At 65.2% G+C, this 15,879-nt stretch carries 13 protein-coding genes, 1 tRNA gene and 1 other RNA gene; 8 read left to right on the top strand and 7 right to left on the bottom strand.

Annotated elements, in window-relative coordinates; genetic code table 11:
* Positions 1-49 precede the first annotated feature (49 nt).
* The 3 genes from ACX3PH_RS07975 to gdhA are packed head-to-tail and all read left to right on the top strand — an operon-like array spanning position 50 to position 4,103.
* Positions 50-1,786 carry an NAD+ synthase gene (locus ACX3PH_RS07975; protein ID WP_459091176.1) on the top strand — a complete coding sequence of 579 codons (1,737 nt, stop codon included), beginning with the start codon at positions 50-52 and terminating at the stop codon, positions 1,784-1,786.
* Positions 1,787-1,837: 51 nt separating this feature from the next.
* Positions 1,838-2,671 (top strand): 3-methyl-2-oxobutanoate hydroxymethyltransferase, encoded by an 834-nt coding sequence (panB, locus tag ACX3PH_RS07970; RefSeq protein WP_459091174.1) that lies wholly within the window; start codon positions 1,838-1,840, stop codon positions 2,669-2,671.
* Between the two features lie 49 nt (positions 2,672-2,720).
* Positions 2,721-4,103: an NADP-specific glutamate dehydrogenase gene (gene gdhA / locus ACX3PH_RS07965; protein ID WP_459091172.1), complete on the top strand. Its 1,383-nt coding sequence runs from the start codon at positions 2,721-2,723 to the stop codon at positions 4,101-4,103.
* Positions 4,104-4,113: 10 nt separating this feature from the next.
* On the opposite strand, the gene ACX3PH_RS07960 is transcribed toward gdhA, so the two are convergent.
* Positions 4,114-4,287, bottom strand: coding sequence for a methionine aminopeptidase (locus tag ACX3PH_RS07960; protein WP_459091170.1), 174 nt, complete (start codon positions 4,285-4,287; stop codon positions 4,114-4,116).
* 33 nt (positions 4,288-4,320) lie between these two features.
* Between ACX3PH_RS07960 and map the strand changes: the two genes are divergently transcribed.
* Positions 4,321-5,187, top strand: coding sequence for a type I methionyl aminopeptidase (gene map / locus ACX3PH_RS07955; RefSeq protein WP_459091168.1), 867 nt, complete (start codon positions 4,321-4,323; stop codon positions 5,185-5,187).
* A gap of 39 nt (positions 5,188-5,226) precedes the next feature.
* The gene (gene ppgK, locus ACX3PH_RS07950) at positions 5,227-5,979 is read left to right on the top strand and encodes a polyphosphate--glucose phosphotransferase (RefSeq protein ID WP_459091166.1); all 753 of its coding nucleotides are present in this window, start codon (positions 5,227-5,229) and stop codon (positions 5,977-5,979) included.
* Between the two features lie 6 nt (positions 5,980-5,985).
* On the opposite strand, the gene rnpB is transcribed toward ppgK, so the two are convergent.
* The 5 genes from rnpB to ACX3PH_RS07925 all read right to left on the bottom strand — a co-directional run bounded on the left by rnpB (position 5,986) and on the right by ACX3PH_RS07925 (position 10,400).
* Positions 5,986-6,368: RNase P RNA component class A (rnpB, locus tag ACX3PH_RS07945), an RNA gene on the bottom strand.
* A gap of 41 nt (positions 6,369-6,409) precedes the next feature.
* Complete coding sequence (locus tag ACX3PH_RS07940; protein WP_459091164.1) at positions 6,410-7,150, bottom strand: zinc ribbon domain-containing protein; 741 nt, start codon at positions 7,148-7,150, stop codon at positions 6,410-6,412.
* Positions 7,151-7,193: 43 nt separating this feature from the next.
* Entirely contained in the window at positions 7,194-8,012 is an 819-nt protein-coding gene (locus ACX3PH_RS07935; protein WP_459091162.1) for a Nif3-like dinuclear metal center hexameric protein, read from the bottom strand.
* 16 nt (positions 8,013-8,028) lie between these two features.
* A complete protein-coding gene (locus ACX3PH_RS07930; RefSeq protein WP_459091160.1) occupies positions 8,029-10,248 on the bottom strand; it encodes a cytosine permease in 2,220 nt (739 codons plus the stop codon).
* Between the two features lie 76 nt (positions 10,249-10,324).
* Positions 10,325-10,400, bottom strand: a tRNA-Val gene (locus ACX3PH_RS07925).
* 70 nt (positions 10,401-10,470) lie between these two features.
* Between ACX3PH_RS07925 and ACX3PH_RS07920 the strand changes: the two genes are divergently transcribed.
* The gene (locus ACX3PH_RS07920) at positions 10,471-11,211 is read left to right on the top strand and encodes a hypothetical protein (protein WP_459091158.1); all 741 of its coding nucleotides are present in this window, start codon (positions 10,471-10,473) and stop codon (positions 11,209-11,211) included.
* A 2-nt stretch (positions 11,212-11,213) separates the two neighbouring features.
* On the opposite strand, the gene ACX3PH_RS07915 is transcribed toward ACX3PH_RS07920, so the two are convergent.
* On the bottom strand, positions 11,214-11,678 hold the full coding sequence (locus tag ACX3PH_RS07915) for a peroxiredoxin (protein ID WP_459091156.1): 465 nt from the start codon (positions 11,676-11,678) through the stop codon (positions 11,214-11,216).
* 157 nt (positions 11,679-11,835) lie between these two features.
* Here ACX3PH_RS07915 and aceE point away from each other — a divergent pair, with 157 nt between their 5' ends.
* Positions 11,836-14,562, top strand: coding sequence for a pyruvate dehydrogenase (acetyl-transferring), homodimeric type (gene aceE, locus ACX3PH_RS07910; RefSeq protein ID WP_459091154.1), 2,727 nt, complete (start codon positions 11,836-11,838; stop codon positions 14,560-14,562).
* Positions 14,563-14,579: 17 nt separating this feature from the next.
* A complete protein-coding gene (locus ACX3PH_RS07905; RefSeq protein WP_459091152.1) occupies positions 14,580-15,785 on the top strand; it encodes a PucR family transcriptional regulator in 1,206 nt (401 codons plus the stop codon).
* The last annotated feature ends 94 nt before the right edge of the window (positions 15,786-15,879 follow it).

The following is a 15,879-nucleotide window of genomic DNA, read 5'->3' as shown; positions in this document are numbered from 1 at the left end:
GTGAGGCCAATAATCCCGGCCCCTGCTGCCCACCATTAGGCTAGTGGCTATGCCCAGAATTCGCTTGGCGCTGGCCCAAACCAACCCCGTAGTCGGTGACCTGGCCGGCAACGCGGGGCAGATTATCGACGCGGCCCGCAGCGCGGCCGCCCACGGAGCCGACCTGCTGGCTACCGGCGAGATGGCGATCTCTGGTTACCCGATCGAAGACCTGGCTTCGCGGCCCAGCTTCCTGGAGGCCGCACATCGCGAGGTTCGTCACCTCGCGAAGCAATTGCAGGATGCCGGGCTCGGCGACCTGCCGGTGATCGTCGGGCACCCGGATGGTCCGTTCGAGCCGCGGGCGATTGGCACCAGCAACGCGCCGACCGCCATCGCGCACAACAGCGCCAGCGTGCTGCATCACGGCCACGTGAAGGCGACCTACTCGAAGCACCACCTGCCGAACTACTCGGTGTTCGACGAGTATCGCGTCTTCATTCCGGGCGATGAACTACTGGTCCTGCGCGTCAAAGACGTCGACATCGCTGTGATCATCTGCGAAGACCTGTGGCGGGACGGCGGGCCGGTGGCCCGGGTTCTCGACGCTGACGCCGGAATCCTGCTCACCCTGAACGCCTCCCCCTTCGAGCGCGACAAGGACGAGGTGCGGCTGCCGCTGGTCACCCGCCGGGCCGTCGAGAGCGACACGATCGTCGCGTACGTGAACATTGTTGGCGGACAGGACGACCTCGTGTTCGACGGCGACAGTGTCGTCGTCGATGGGACCGGGGCGATCCTCGCGCGCGCACCGCAATTCTCTGAGCACCTGCTGGTCGTCGACCTTGATGCCGCCGCCGCGACCGATGCACCGGCCTCGACGGATATCCAGCGCGTGACACTCGACGTCGAGGCCGGCACGCCACCACCGATCTCCACACTGGTCGCCGAGCTGGGCGACGACCGGGAACAGCTCTGGAATGCGCTCGTTCTCGGTGTCGGCGATTACGTGCGCAAGAACGGCTTCCGTTCTGTCATCCTCGGGTTGTCGGGAGGTATCGACTCCGCGGTCTGCGCTGTCCTCGCTTCGGATGCCATCGGGCCGGAAGGCGTGTACTGCGTGTCGATGCCGAGCCGCTATTCCTCCGACCATTCGAAGTCCGACGCCGAGGACCTCGCGGAACGGGTGGGACTGAACTTCCAGGTGCAGGCCATTGCCGATCTGGTTTCACCGATCGAAGAGCAGCTCTCCCTGACCGGCATAGCGGCCGAAAACCTACAGGCACGGGTGCGTGCTGTGCTGCTGATGGGGCTCTCGAACACCCACGGGCACCTCGTGCTCACGACGGGCAACAAGTCGGAGCTCGCGGTCGGATACTCCACCATCTATGGCGACTCGGTCGGCGGTTTCGCGCCGATCAAGGACGTTCCCAAGTCACTGGTCTGGGAGTTGGCGCGCTGGCGGAATGATGAGGCCGTGCGTCGCGGCGAGACACCGCCGATCCCGGAGAACTCGATTGAGAAGCCGCCGTCGGCCGAGCTGCGACCCGGCCAAACGGACGAAGACTCGCTGCCGCCTTATGAGGTGCTGGATGGCATCCTGGACGCTTACGTCACCAGGAAGCTGGGAGCGAAGGATGTTGTCGCGCTCGGTTTCGATGCGCAAACGGTCGATGAGGTCACCACGCTGGTCGATCGGGCCGAGTGGAAGCGCCGCCAGGGCGCGATCGGCCCGAAAATCTCCGGAATGGCGTTCGGACGCGATCGCCGTCTTCCCATCACCTACCGCCCCAGCGTCAGCGACTGATCCACGTGATCCCGAACGGAATAGCCAATATCCGCAGAATAGAGTGGCCCCATGACTGATCCAGCAAAGGCAGCCGCGCAGGCGGGACTCAAGAAGGTTCGTACCCGGCATTTCCAGTCCGCGAAGGAGAACGGGATCAAGATCGTCGGCCTCACCAGCTATGACCAGCTGAGTGCGGGAATCTTCGACAAGGCGGGCATCGATTTCCTGCTGGTCGGTGACTCTGCCGGCAACAATGTGCTGGGATTCGACACGACCCTGCCGGTGACGGTCGATGAGTTGATCCCCCTCACCCGAGCGGTCGCCGGCGCGGTCTCGCGTGCTTTCGTCGTGGCGGACTTGCCGTTCGGCTCCTACGAGTCCAGCCCGGAGGAAGCCCTCCACACAGCGTTCCGGTTCATGAAGGAGACGCACGCGCACGCGGTCAAGCTGGAGGGCGGGGTGCGCAGTGCTGAGCAGATCCGCCGGATCGTGTCGGCTGGAATTCCGGTCATGGCCCACATCGGTTTCACCCCGCAGAGCGAACACGGGCTCGGTGGTCATATAATCCAAGGACGCGGCGAAGGGCTCGAACAGCTTCTCGCCGACGCACACGCCGTCGAAGATGCCGGCGCGTTCTCTGTGGTGCTGGAGATGGTTCCAGCCGAGGCCGCTGCACAAGTGACCAGGGAATTGCGTATTCCGACCATCGGCGTAGGTGCCGGCCCGGACGTCGACGGCCAGCTCATGGTCTGGACGGATTGGGCTGGACTGAGCTCTGGTCGTATTCCCAAGTTCGTCCGGCAATATGCAGACCTCAATGGAATTCTGACGGATGCCGCCACCGCCTATAGAACGGATGTTGCAAACGGCGCCTACCCGGCACCCGAGCACAGCTACGAGTGACGCCGATGATCCGGTGGCGCGTCTTCTGCCCCCAGATCTAGGGATATTAATGTACCTTTCCACCACTTCGACCAGCCAGGAATCCTACGAGCAGACCACCCTGGCCATCCACGATGTGTATGAGCAGACCGTCGCCCGCAACCCCGGGGAGCCTGAATTCCACCAGGCCGTGCGGGAAGTCCTGGATTCCATCGAACCGCTGATCGCGAGCCATCCCGAATACATCGAGGCCGGCATCCTTCAGCGCGTTGTCGAGCCCGAGCGGCAGGTGATGTTCCGGGTTCCGTGGGTCGATGACGCCGGCAAGGTGCGGGTGAACCGCGGCTTCCGCGTGCAGTTCAATTCGGCTCTCGGCCCGTACAAGGGTGGCCTGCGGTTCCATTCCACGGTCAATCTGGGCATCATCAAATTCCTCGGTTTCGAGCAGATCTTCAAGAACGCGCTCACCGGTCAGGGGATCGGTGGCGGCAAGGGCGGCTCTGACTTCGACCCGCACGGCCGCAGCGATAACGAGGTGATGCGCTTCTGCCAGAGCTTCATGAGCGAGCTCTACCGCCATCTCGGCGAGCACACCGACATCCCAGCCGGCGACATCGGCGTCGGCGGTCGGGAGATCGGCTACCTGTTCGGCCAGTACCGTCGCCTGACCAACCGGCACGAGTCCGGAATGTTCACCGGGAAAGGTGTGCAGTGGGGTGGCGCGCAGGTGCGCACCGAGGCCACCGGGTACGGCGCCGTCTTCTTCGCTGAAGAGATGCTCGCGACCAGGCACGACGGCATCGAAGGCAAGACCGCAGTCGTCTCCGGCTCGGGCAACGTCGCGATCTACGCGATCGAGAAGGTGGCGCAGCTCGGCGGGAAGGCGATCACCGCATCCGATTCCTCCGGCTACGTCGTTGACGAGGACGGCATCGATGTCGACCTTCTCAAGCAGCTCAAGGAGGTGGAGCGCGGGCGCATTTCCGAGTATGCCGAGCGCAAGCCGAACGCCCGCTTCATCTCGGGCGGCTCCGTGTGGGACGTTCCGGCAGAGTTGGCGTTCCCTTCGGCGACTCAGAACGAGTTGACGCTGCCCGATGCCGAGGCGTTGATCCGCAATGGGGTCATCGCGGTCTCAGAGGGCGCCAACATGCCGACGATGGCGGATGCCGTGCACCTGTTCCAGAACGCCGGCGTCCTCTTCGGCCCGGGCAAGGCGGCGAACGCGGGTGGGGTGGCGACCTCCGCGCTGGAGATGAGCCAGAACGCAGCACGTCAGCACTGGGACTTTGAGACGAGCGAGGAGCGCCTGCGGAGCATCATGAGCACAGTGCACTCTTCGGCCCGCAACGCCGCGGAAGAGTTCGGGCGCCCAGGCGACTATGTCGCCGGGGCGAACATCGCGGCGTTCCGCACCGTCGCAGACGCCATGCTCGCCCAGGGCCTTATCTGATCGACCGGCGTCAGCTGTTCTCCGCTGCGTCTTCCTCAGCCCATTTGCGGGCACGTTCCGCGATGATCTCGGGAGCCCGCGCGGCATCCTCGCGCGTCTCGAACGGACCGTCCCGCTCGGAACTGAGCGACTGCGGGCCTTCTTCGACTTCACCGGTAACCCGGTTGTACCACCACTCGGTCATGGGAACTCCCGTCGTGAACCTAACATGGATCATATGCCGAAGGACCTGAACGGACACCTCATCCCCGGGGCGCAGTCCCCGCCACGCGCGGTGCCGGCCGACATCGTGCGTCCAGAGTATGTGGGCAGGAAGGGTCCGACCCGGTTCACCGGGTCTGATGTCTATCCGCCGGAGAAGGTGGCCTTGATCCGGGAGTCGGGCAGGATCGCTGCTGAGGCAATCCGGCTGGTCGGTGAGAACGTGCGCCCGGGCATGACGACAGACGAGCTGGATGCCATCGCGCACGGCTTCCTGCTGGCGAACAACGCCTACCCGTCCACGCTCGGCTACCGCGGTTTCCCGAAATCCATCTGCAGTTCGGTGAACGAGGTCATCTGCCATGGCATCCCCGATGACACCGTCCTGGAAGACGGCGACATCGTGAACATCGACATCACCGCCTACAAGAACGGCGTACACGGCGACAGCAATGCCACCTTCATCGTGGGTACGGCGTCCGCGGAGGTCACTGACCTGGTGAACCGCACCCGTGAAGCGCTGGGCCGCGGCATCAAGGCCGTAGCACCCGGCCGCCAGGTGAACGTCATCGGGCGCGCCATCGAGTCCTACGCCCGGCGGTTCGGGTACGGGGTGGTCCGCGATTTCACCGGGCACGGCGTCGGTGAGGCCTTCCACTCCGGGCTCATCATTCCGCATTACGACTCGGCGCCCCGGTTCGACACCGTCATGGAGGTAGGGATGGTGTTCACGATCGAGCCCATGCTGACGTTGGGCACGCACGAGTGGGACATCTGGGCGGATGACTGGACGGTCACCACCAAGGACAAGAGCGTCACCGCCCAGTTCGAACACACCCTCGTCGTCACGGAGCGTGGCGCCGACGTGCTCACTCTCCCCTGACCGACCTGACCTGACTTCCTGACCGAAAGGCAGTACCTCGTGACGCGTGCAGTGGGAATCGACATCGGCGGCACCGGAATCAAGGCTGCCATCGTCAACGTGGACAGCGGTGAGCTGGAGTCCGACCGCCTCAAGGTGTCCACACCGGAAGGCGGGTCGCCAGAGGGCATTGTCGGGGCGGTTGTCTCGCTCGTCGAAGAGCTCGGCGTCGACGACGATCATGCCATTCCGGTCGGTGTCTGCTTCCCCGCCGTGATCCTGAACGGCACGACCATGTCGGCCGCCAACGTCAGCAGTGAGTGGATCGGGCTCGAGGCGGAGGCCCTCTTCGAGCGGAATCTGGCCAGGGACATCCATTTCGTCAATGATGCTGACGCCGCCGGATACGCGGAAGTGCGTTACGGCGCAGCGGCCGGTCGTTCCGGCCTCACCATCGTGACCACCCTCGGCACCGGCATCGGTTCGGCGTTCATCTACAACGGTGTGCTCATTCCGAACACTGAACTCGGGCATCTCGAGCTGGATGGCGCGGTTGCCGAGCACCGCGCAGCGAACAGCGCCCGTGAGGAGGAGGAGCTGAGCTGGGAGGTGTGGGCCGAGCGCCTGCAGCGGTACTACTCACATCTGGAAGTGTTGTTCTCCCCCGACCTATTCATCGTCGGCGGCGGCGTATCGAAGGCGCACGACGAGTTCCTGCCACTCCTGAAGCTGCGCGCGCCGATCGTACCGGCAGAGCTTCGCAACAATGCGGGCATCCTCGGCGCCGCCGCGCTGGCGGTCCGCGGACTCTGACAGGGGTGAATGGGCCGGCTGTTACGCCGGGTTCTGTCCCCACCTTGCGGTGCTGGACGGCCATCTATCTCGAGACTACGTTGCCGCAGCCCTCTAGCGGTCTACCCGGGAACTGGGCGAGCAGCCTGTAGCGTTCCCTGTCTGACCTTGCTCCGAACGAGGTTTACCTAGCCGGCCGGGTCACCCCGGCCGCTGGTGGTCTCTTACACCACCGTTTCACCCTTACCCCGGGCCTTGCGGCCCGTGGCGGTCTGCTTTCTGTTGCACTTGCTCGCGGGTTACCCCGGGTGGGCGTTACCCACCGTTCTGCTCTACGGAGCCCGGACGTTCCTCGGCACCCCTGCACCCTTTTCAGAGGCAGGGAGTGACGCGACCGTCTTGCCGACCCATTCGCCCTCATTCTACGGGCAGGTGCAGCGTCTACCGGCGACTACAGCCCGGATTCTGTTGTGCGGACGAGGATCGCCTGGCTGTCCGGGCAGATCAGCACGTCGTCAGGTGCGGCGGAACGGATCGCGTCGAGGTCGTTGGCATTGAGTTTGACGCCACTGGCCATCGACACGCCGCCCTGGAGCAGGGACGCCCCGAAGCCGTAACGCTCACGCTGGCGCTCGTACAGTGCCAGCAGGTCCTCCGGCAGCTTCCCGGCAATGGTCGCCCGGTTGGCTTCAGCGTGACCGCGCTCCGAGTTGATGCCGGTGAGAGCGGCGTCGCGTTCCTGCTCCTTGGCGCTGATCTTCGCTTCCAGCTCGTCGAGGGCGGTACGGGTCTTGGCCACCGCCTGCTCTCGCTCCTCCAGCGTCTCCATGACGCCGAGCTCGATCTCCTCCAGGTCGTTCTGGCGCTTCCTCAGCGCTGTCAGCTCTTGCTCAAGGCCAGCGACGTCCTTCACCGATGATGTGGTGTCCAGTCGGTCGCCATCGCGCTTGATCCGCGCTTCGACAACAGCGACGTCTGCCTCGATGCGCCCCAGCTCGAGCCGGGTGTCTTCTGCCTCGCCCGTCTCCGTACGAAGCTGCGCGCGCGTGGCATCCGCCTCGGCATTCAGGCCGGCAATCACCGCGATCTGCGGAAGGCTCTTCGCCTGGTGGCCGAGCTGGCTGAGCTTGGTGTCCAGAGCCTGAAGGTCGAGCAGGTGCTTCTGGATGTCTGGGCTGGCTTTCAGGGGCATTGGGGCCTCTCAGGCTTTCCGGCGGTCATGGTTGCTTGCAGTGCTATTGCACAATCGTAAAATCCCAGGGGTCGGTGCGCAGGTCGCTGACGGTAACGGTGAGCGCCGGGAGCGCTTCACGCAGTTCGGCGGCCGCGGTTTCGAGCCACAGCCACTCGCTCGCCCAATGCGACACGTCAATCAGTGCCGGGCCGCCGGCGATCGCGGAGTTCGCCCGCGATTCCGAGGCCGGGTGGTGGCGAAGGTCGGAGGTCACGTAGACATCCGCCCCCAGCACTGCCGGTGCGCTCAGGAGCGAATCACCGGCACCGCCGCAGAGGGCGACCCGCTGGACCTGCTGGTTGTAGTCGCCGGCGACGCGAACGCCGCTGGCAGTGGCCGGCAGCAGCTCACCGAGCAGGCGGGCCAGCTGGCCGAGAGTGGTCGGCTGAGGAAGCATGCCGACGCGGCCGATTCCCTGGCTCGGGTCGGCAGACGGGGCGATCGGCGAGACCTCGGTAAGTCCGAGCATGGACGCCAGCACACCGGATGTGCCCGTCTCGACGACGTCGGCGTTGGTGTGGGCTGCAATCAGGGCGCAATTGGCGCGGATGAGCCTGCCGACCATCGCCCCCTTGTACCGGTCTTCGGCGACCGTCGTCACGCCGCGCAGCAAGAGCGGGTGGTGCACCAGCAGCAGGTCTGCACCCAGCTCGATGGCTTCGTCGATGGTTTCGGCAACCGCATCGACCGCAAGGTGGACCGAGGTGACCGGCGCCGTCGGAACGCCCACGAGGAAGCCTGGGGCGTCCCAGCCCTCGGCGCCGGTAATGGGCCACAGCCGCTCAATGACGGCGTTGACTTCGGCGACGGATGCTGACACCTCGACAGTCTACCGACTAGCCGCGACCGGATTCCTGCCGCCGGACGGCACCGATGCCGACCAGGATCGGCATCAGGATGGCTATGCCCAGCGCGACCAGGACCCCAACATCGGACTGCGCCAGGTCACTGCCGAGCGGCATTCCCGCGGGCTCCAGCAGGTAGCCCTGCCAGGCGAGCCAGCCGACGGAGGCCGTCGTGAACCCGTAACCGACCGCGCTGGCGGCAACCAGCACTCCGAGGTTGACCCAGCGGAAGTCGGCGTATGTTCCCCCGCGCTGAACCAGCGAGCGGGTGTCGAACCGACGATTACGGATCATGACCTCGGCGGTGAAGATTCCCAGCCAGGAGGCTGTGGGTACGGCCAGGGTGGTGGCGACATCGCGGAAGATCCCGGACAGGTCGGCCGCCGTGAGCACCAGCACCACGGTGAGCGCGCCCAGAAGGGTCCCGACGGCCAGTACAGCCAGCTCCCGCCGCAGCGGCGCCAAGGCGACCAGCGCGAATCCTCCTGAGTAGATGGAGAGGATGACGCCGGAGAGCAACCCGATGCCGACGGCGGCGACCAGGGGCACCATGAACCACGCGGGGACCAGTTCCGTGAGGGTCGCGATCGGGTCGTCAACGAAGCCTGATGCCAGCGACGGGTTGGATGCCGCCAGCAGCGCCCCGAAGGCGATGAGAACGAACGCCGGCAGGGCGTTCCCGAACGAGGCGGTCAGCATGGAACCGGCGGCAGCGTTGGAGGGACGCTGGTACCTGGCGAGGTCGCCGGCCGACGTCGACCAGACCAACCCCACGAAACTGAACACCAGAATCGCCCCGGTGAGCACCAAGACCCACGGACCGTCGCCAATGGTAAGCGCTGCTCCCACATCGACGAGTGGCCAGCTGATCATGATGAGACCGATCACCAGTGCAGCGGATGCCACACTCAGCACCAGCTGGACCTTCGCGAGCAGCCGATAGCCGAAGAAGGCAACCACCAGTGCGATGAGGAACCCTATTCCGGCGGTGGCGATGGTCAACTGCAGCGTGCTCAGTCCGCCATCCGCCCGCGCTGCCACGAGAAGCCCGGCAGTGACCGACGCGAGCAGCCACAGCAGGACCCCACCCCACAGCAGGCGGGTTACCAGGGCGAGAATCCCGGGAACGGCATTGCCGATGAGGCCGAAGGTTGCCCGGGACGCAATGATGGTCGGCTGCCCACTCCACTTGCCGGCAAGGGTGCCCAACCCGATCGGCAGGAAGGACAGCGCCACCCCGGCAAGGGCTGCGACGATCGACTGGCGAAGGCTCATTCCCAGGGACATCAACACTCCCCCGAACACGATGCTCAGCACCGAGGAGTTCGCTGCAAACCAGAGCCAGAACAGCCGTAAGGCGCGACCTGTGCGCTGCTCCGGCAGCGTCGGCTCTGCGCCGCTGGGCTCGGGGCCGAACACCCGCTGGGCGGGGGTCACGGGTTCCGGAACGATGACGACCTCGCCCGGTTCGGTGCGGGGGCTCCCTACCGGGGCCGCTGGTGCGGCAACGTCGATGACATCATCATCGTCATCGTCATCGTCATCGTCATCATCCTCTTCACCGGCGTGGCTGTCCGTCGCTGAGGCGGAGCGGACATCCGCAGCCAGGACTGTCGATCCCGTGGTGTGCGGCGGTTCCTCCGGCTCCACCAGGTCGTAGACGACAGGCTCCGGTTTGTCCGGTGCCGTGGATGGAGCGGAGGCAGACGCATCCGGTGGTGCCGAAATCGGCGCCGAAACGGGTGCGGAGGCTGACGGTGGAATGATCTGGATCGCCCCGGTGAATGTGACGCGAGTCTCCTCGACGACGTCGAGCGCTTCCGGTGTGCCGATGGCGAGCATCGAGCTCTCCCAATTGCGGAACTCCCGGGCCTCCTGCTCCCGAATTCGAAGCTGTGCCTGCAGCTGCTCGATCGCCTCCAGGACTCCTCCGTCCTGAAGGCCCTGCTTGTCGAGCGTAGCAACCAAGTGGTCGTCGTCAAGAGAGCGTCGCTCCGGCGGCCGTGGGAACGCAGATCCGGGCGGCGGCGTCGCCACTGTCGCAGGGTTCGGTGGCGGAGCATCCGGGAGCTGTGTCGGCTGGAAACCGGACCGGGAGAACTGAGCATACGCGTCGGCCAGGGGCGGCGTGAAGGTCGCCCGCCGCGGACCGGCGCCTGCGCCGTCAGCCGACGTGGGCCGGCCGTCGCCCGCGCCGTCGTCCTGCTCCATGCCGCACATGTTATCGGCGAAATACCGGTCCGAGACGGTGACTGGCCGTGGCGGGTGCACGGAGTTTTCAGGGTCGTGGTGGGCCCTACCGGGATCGAACCGATGACATCCACGGTGTAAACGTGGCGCTCTACCAGCTGAGCTAAAGGCCCGTCTGCCCGGCTGGCCGGGCGACGAAAGTCAATAGTACAGCCCCGTGGGGGCCGACCTAGACTCGGCCACATGGCGCGTGCAACCGAAAGTTCAGGCAAGGCGAGCGATCGACGGAACCGGGCCGAGAAGAAGGCGGCCCGCGCCGAGCATCGCTGGCCGGCGGTTCTCGCCCTGTTCGTCGCGTTGACCCTCTACATGCTGTTGCCGAACAGCGTGTTGCCGCTCTGGCTTCGCCTGACCGTGGTCGGCATGGGCCTCGCGCTGCTGGTTCCCGTGCTCATCCTCAACCCCCATCGGTTGAGTCGGCAGACCGAGTGGTCGCGCTTGCTGTCGATCGGCCAGGCACTCCTTCTCATGGCGGTCAACCAGTACGCCATGGTGCACCTGATCATCCAGCTGGTAACCGCCAAGGAGTCCAACGGCCCGTCACTGCTCGTTGCGGCGGTGCAGGTCTGGGTGGCGAACGTCATCGCTTTTGCTCTGGTCTACTGGGAGCTAGATCGCGGCGGCCCGGTATCCAGGCGGCACGAGAAGCGGAGCGACCTGCCGTTCGCGGATTTCCGCTTCCCGCAGGACGAGGATGCCGACGCGATCGATGAGGTCGCAGCCAGGTCATCGGAGAAAATGGACTGGGCCCCGTCGTTCATGGACTACCTCTACTTCTCCGGCACCAACTCGATGGCGTTCAGCCCAACCGACACCATGCCGCTCTCCCACCGTGCGAAAGCCCTCATGCTTGCCGAATCGTTCGGCGGCTTCGTCATGCTCGCGCTGGTGATCGCCCACGCGGTCGGTCAGTTGGGCGGCTGAAGCTAAGCCATAGCGAGCGCGTCCAGGGCCTCCTGATACGCGTCCAGCGACCTGGCGGTTCCCGGCTCGCTGACGAAACGTGAGCGGATGACACCACCGACATCGATTACGAAGGTCGCCCTGGCAGCAGTCCCCCGGTCCTCCTGGAACACGCCGTAATCCCGGGCGACTCCCCCGTGCGGCCAGAAATCCGCCAACAGGGAGAACTGGTAGCCCTCCTGTTCGGAGAACACCCGCTGGGTCGCCTTCGAATCGACGGAGACGGCCAATAGCTCGACGCCCTGCTGCTCGAACAATGCGAAGTTGTCACGCAGCTCGCAGAGCTCACCCGTGCAAATCCCGGTGAACGCCAACGGGAAGAAGACCAGCGTCACCGGCTTCACACCCCGGAACTGCGACAACCGCACCGACTCGCCGAACTGGTTGCGCAACTCGAAATCCGGCGCTGCGGTGTTGATGTCTGCCATTCCGGCGGCTCCCTTCCAGGCCGGCCACCGGCATCCGGCGTCTCGGCGATCCAATTCAAACTAAGCTTGTTCAGCCTAGAGAACCAGCACACTGCCGCAATCCGGCCGTGCTGCGCCACTGGCTTGTACCTGTCTACGAAACGAGAACGAGGTAAGGGTGACGATTCACGATCAGGACCCGTACTCGGTGAACCACACCGATTCCGACCCGCAGGAGACTGCCGAATGGAACGAGTCCCTCGACGGGCTCGTGAAAACCCATGGCAGGGCCAGGGCCAGAGAAATCATGCTGAGCCTGCTCAAGCGGTCGAAGGAGTTGCAGGTCGGTGTTCCGATGGTTCCCACCACGGATTACATCAACACCATCCCGGTCGAGGACGAACCAGAGTTCCCCGGCGATGAGGAGATCGAGCGCCGCTACCGCCGCTGGATCCGCTGGAACGCCGCCATCACCGTGCACCGCGCCCAGCGGCCGGGCATCGGCGTCGGCGGTCACATCTCCACCTACGCGTCGTCCTCCTCGCTGTACGAGGTTGGACACAACCACTTCTTCCGCGGCCAGGACCACACCGGCGGCGGAGACCAGATCTTCTACCAGGGCCACGCCTCCCCCGGCATGTACGCGCGCTCCTACCTGGAAGGGCGCCTCTCCGAAGACCAATTGACGGGCTTCCGCCAGGAGAAGTCACATGCTCCGACGGGTATCCCGTCGTACCCGCACCCGCACCTGATGAAGGACTACTGGCAGTTCCCGACCGTGTCGATGGGCATTGGCCCGCTGAACGCCATCCACCAGGCGCAGATGAACAAGTACCTGACCAACCGCGGCATCAAGGATGCGTCCGACAGCAACGTCTGGGCCTTCCTCGGCGATGGCGAGATGGACGAGGTCGAAAGCCGCGGTGCACTGCAGCTGGCGGCCAATGACGGACTCGACAACCTCAACTTCATCATCAACTGCAACCTGCAGCGCCTCGATGGCCCGGTGCGCGGCAACGGCAAGATCATCCAGGAACTGGAGAGCTTCTTCCGCGGTGCCGGCTGGAACGTCATCAAGGTGGTCTGGGGTCGCGAATGGGACGACCTGCTCGCCAAGGACACCGATGGCGCCCTGGTCAACCTGATGAATCGCACGCCGGACGGCGACTACCAGACCTATAAGGCCGAGAGCGGCGCCTATGTGCGCGAGAACTTCTTCGGCCGCGACCCGCGCACGCTCCAGCTGGTTGAGCATCTCAGCGATGACGAAGTGTGGGGGCTCAAGCGCGGTGGGCACGACTACCGCAAGGTGTACGCCGCGTTCAAGGCTGCCAACGACCACAAGGGGCAGCCGACGGTCATCCTGGCCAAGACAGTGAAGGGTTACGGGCTCGGCACCTCCTTCGAGGGCCGTAATGCGACCCACCAGATGAAGAAGCTGACCCTCGACAACCTGAAGACCTTCCGCGACGAGATGCGCATCCCGATCACGGATGCCCAGCTCGAGGCCGACCCGTACAGCCCGCCGTTCTACCACCCCGGCGAGAACGACGAGGCCATCCAGTACATGCACGAGCGCCGGCGTGCGCTCGGCGGCTACCTGCCGGAACGACGGTCCAGGTACACGCAGGTGAACCTTCCGGACGTGTCGACCTACGACGTCGTGAAGAAGGGCTCCGGCAAGCAGGAGATCGCCACCACCATGGCGTTCGCCCGCCTGCTGAAAGACCTGCTGCGGTCGAAGGAATTCGGCCAGCGCATTGTTCCGATCATCCCGGATGAGGCGCGCACCTTCGGCATGGACGCGTACTTCCCGACCGCGAAGATCTATAACCCGAACGGCATGCACTACACCTCCGTCGACCGTGAGCTTCTGCTCGCGTACAAGGAGAGCGTTCAGGGCCAGATCCTCCACGTCGGGATCAACGAGGCCGGCGCGTTCGCCGGTTTCACCGCAGCCGGAACGTCCTACTCCACGCATGGCGAAGCGCTGATCCCGTTCTACGTCTTCTACTCGATGTTCGGTTTCCAGCGCACCGGCGATGCCATGTGGGCGGCCGGCGACCAGATGGCGCGCGGCTTCATCATGGGTGCTACTGCCGGCCGCACGACGCTCACCGGTGAAGGCTTGCAGCACGCTGACGGCCACTCGCCTCTGCTCGCCTCGACGAACCCGTCGGTGGTGTCCTACGACCCTGCCTACGGCTATGAACTCGGTCACATCGTGCGGGCCGGACTCGACCGAATGTATGGCGGGAATCACCCGGACCCGGATGTCATGTACTACGTGACCATCTACAACGAGCCGCTGGTGCAGCCGGCCGAGCCGGAAGAGCTCGACGTCGACGGACTGCTCAAGGGCCTATACCGGCTCAAGCAGGGCGCCGACGCGCCGCTCAAGGCCCAGCTGATGGCATCCGGTGTCGCGGTGCCCTGGGCCCTCGAAGCCCAGGAGCTGCTTGCCAACGACTGGGGGGTGTCGGCGGATGTCTGGTCGGTCACCTCGTGGGGCGAACTCCGCCGTGACGGTCTCGCCGCGAACGAGCACAACTTCCTCAACCCCGGCGAAACCAAGCAGGTTCCGTACCTGACTGAGAAGCTGTCACAGGCCGGCGGACCTTTCGTCGCGGTCTCGGACTACATGCATGCAGTGCCAGACCAGATTCGCCAGTTCGTTCCCGGCGACTACGCGACATTGGGCGCCGACGGTTTCGGCTTCTCCGACACCCGGGCAGCCGCACGCCGCTTCTTCAAGATCGACGGGCCGTCGATTGTGGTGCGCACCCTGCAGTCATTGGTGGAGCGAGGCGAACTCGACCCGACCGTCTTGCGCCAGGCGATCGAGAAGTACCAGCTGCACGATGTGAACGCCGGCACGACGGGTTCGGCCGGCGGCGAGAGCTGACGGTCGGGTAGGCAGCCATGGCGACAGTGCGAACCAAACAGCAAACCCTTGCCTGGCTGAAGACTGTCTCCGGAGAGCTCGCCACCGCCACGCTCAAACGCCTCGAAGACACGCTGCCGTGGTACGGCGACATGCCCCCCGGTCGTCGCTCGGCGGTGGGCATGGTGGCGCAGAACGGCATCACGTCGTTCATCCACTGGTACGACGATCCGACCTCGACGCCGTGGATTGCGGCGGATGTCTTCGGTGCAGCGCCGCGGGAACTGCTCCGCTCGGTCAGCCTGACCCAGACACTCCAGTTGATCAAAGTCACCGTCGAAGTGGTCGAAGACCGGGTCAAGGGCGGTGACGAGTCGCTGCGCGAGGCCATCCTGCTCTACTCGAGGGAGATCGCCTTCGCTGCGGCGGATGTCTACGCGCGGGCCGCCGAGGCACGCGGACTCTGGGACGCGCGGCTGGAAGCGCTGGTCGTCGACTCGATCCTGAGTGGCGAGTACGACGATGAACTGCCCAGCCGCATCGCCGCGCTCGGCTGGCATGGCCACGGCGAGGTGTCGGTTCTCGTCGGCACCGCGCCGAAGATGCTCGACGTCGACATGCTGCGACGCACCGCGAGGCACCTGGACGCCGACGTTCTGATCGGGGTTCAGGGCAGCCGACTGGTGCTGGTGATCGGCCGTGCGCGGCCGATGCCGCTTGAGGGCGAAGACGATGACGGCGCCGAGTTGGTCCCGTTCATCGACATTGCGAAGGCTCTCGAGCCCGGCTTCGGCGACGGTCACCTGGTGCTCGGGCACGAGGTTGGCTCACTGGTGGACGCCTCACGCAGCGCGAAGGCCGCGCTCGCCGGATTCGCTGTCGCGCGATCGTGGCGAAACGCTCCCCGGCCCACCCTCGCAGACGACCTGCTTCCCGAGCGTGCCCTGGCCGGCGACGCCCTGGCACGGGCAACCCTGATCAACCGCATCTACCGGCCTCTTCAGGCGCACTCGACCGAGCTGCTGGCCACCCTCTGGTGCTACCTCGACAACGGCCGCTCGCTGGAGGCCACCGCCCGAGAGCTCTTCGTCCACCCCAACACGGTGCGGTACCGGTTGAAGCGGGTGTCTGAGGTGATCGGCTGGGACGCCACTGGTGCGCGCGAATCGCTCATCCTCCAATCAGCACTGATTGTCGGTTCGATAGCCGATGTCGAGCCAGGCGCTCGACGGAGACAGACCTGATCAGGGCAGACCACTTGATTGTGGGACACGAACAAGGCTCCGCCGAATTCTTGGTCGCACCTGCACAGCCCAAACACTCGATCGATTGGGAGAC

Source organism: Homoserinimonas sp. A520 (assembly GCF_054489245.1).
The sequence above is the reverse complement of the archived record's forward strand: the minus strand, read 5'-3'. Positions and strand labels throughout refer to the sequence as shown.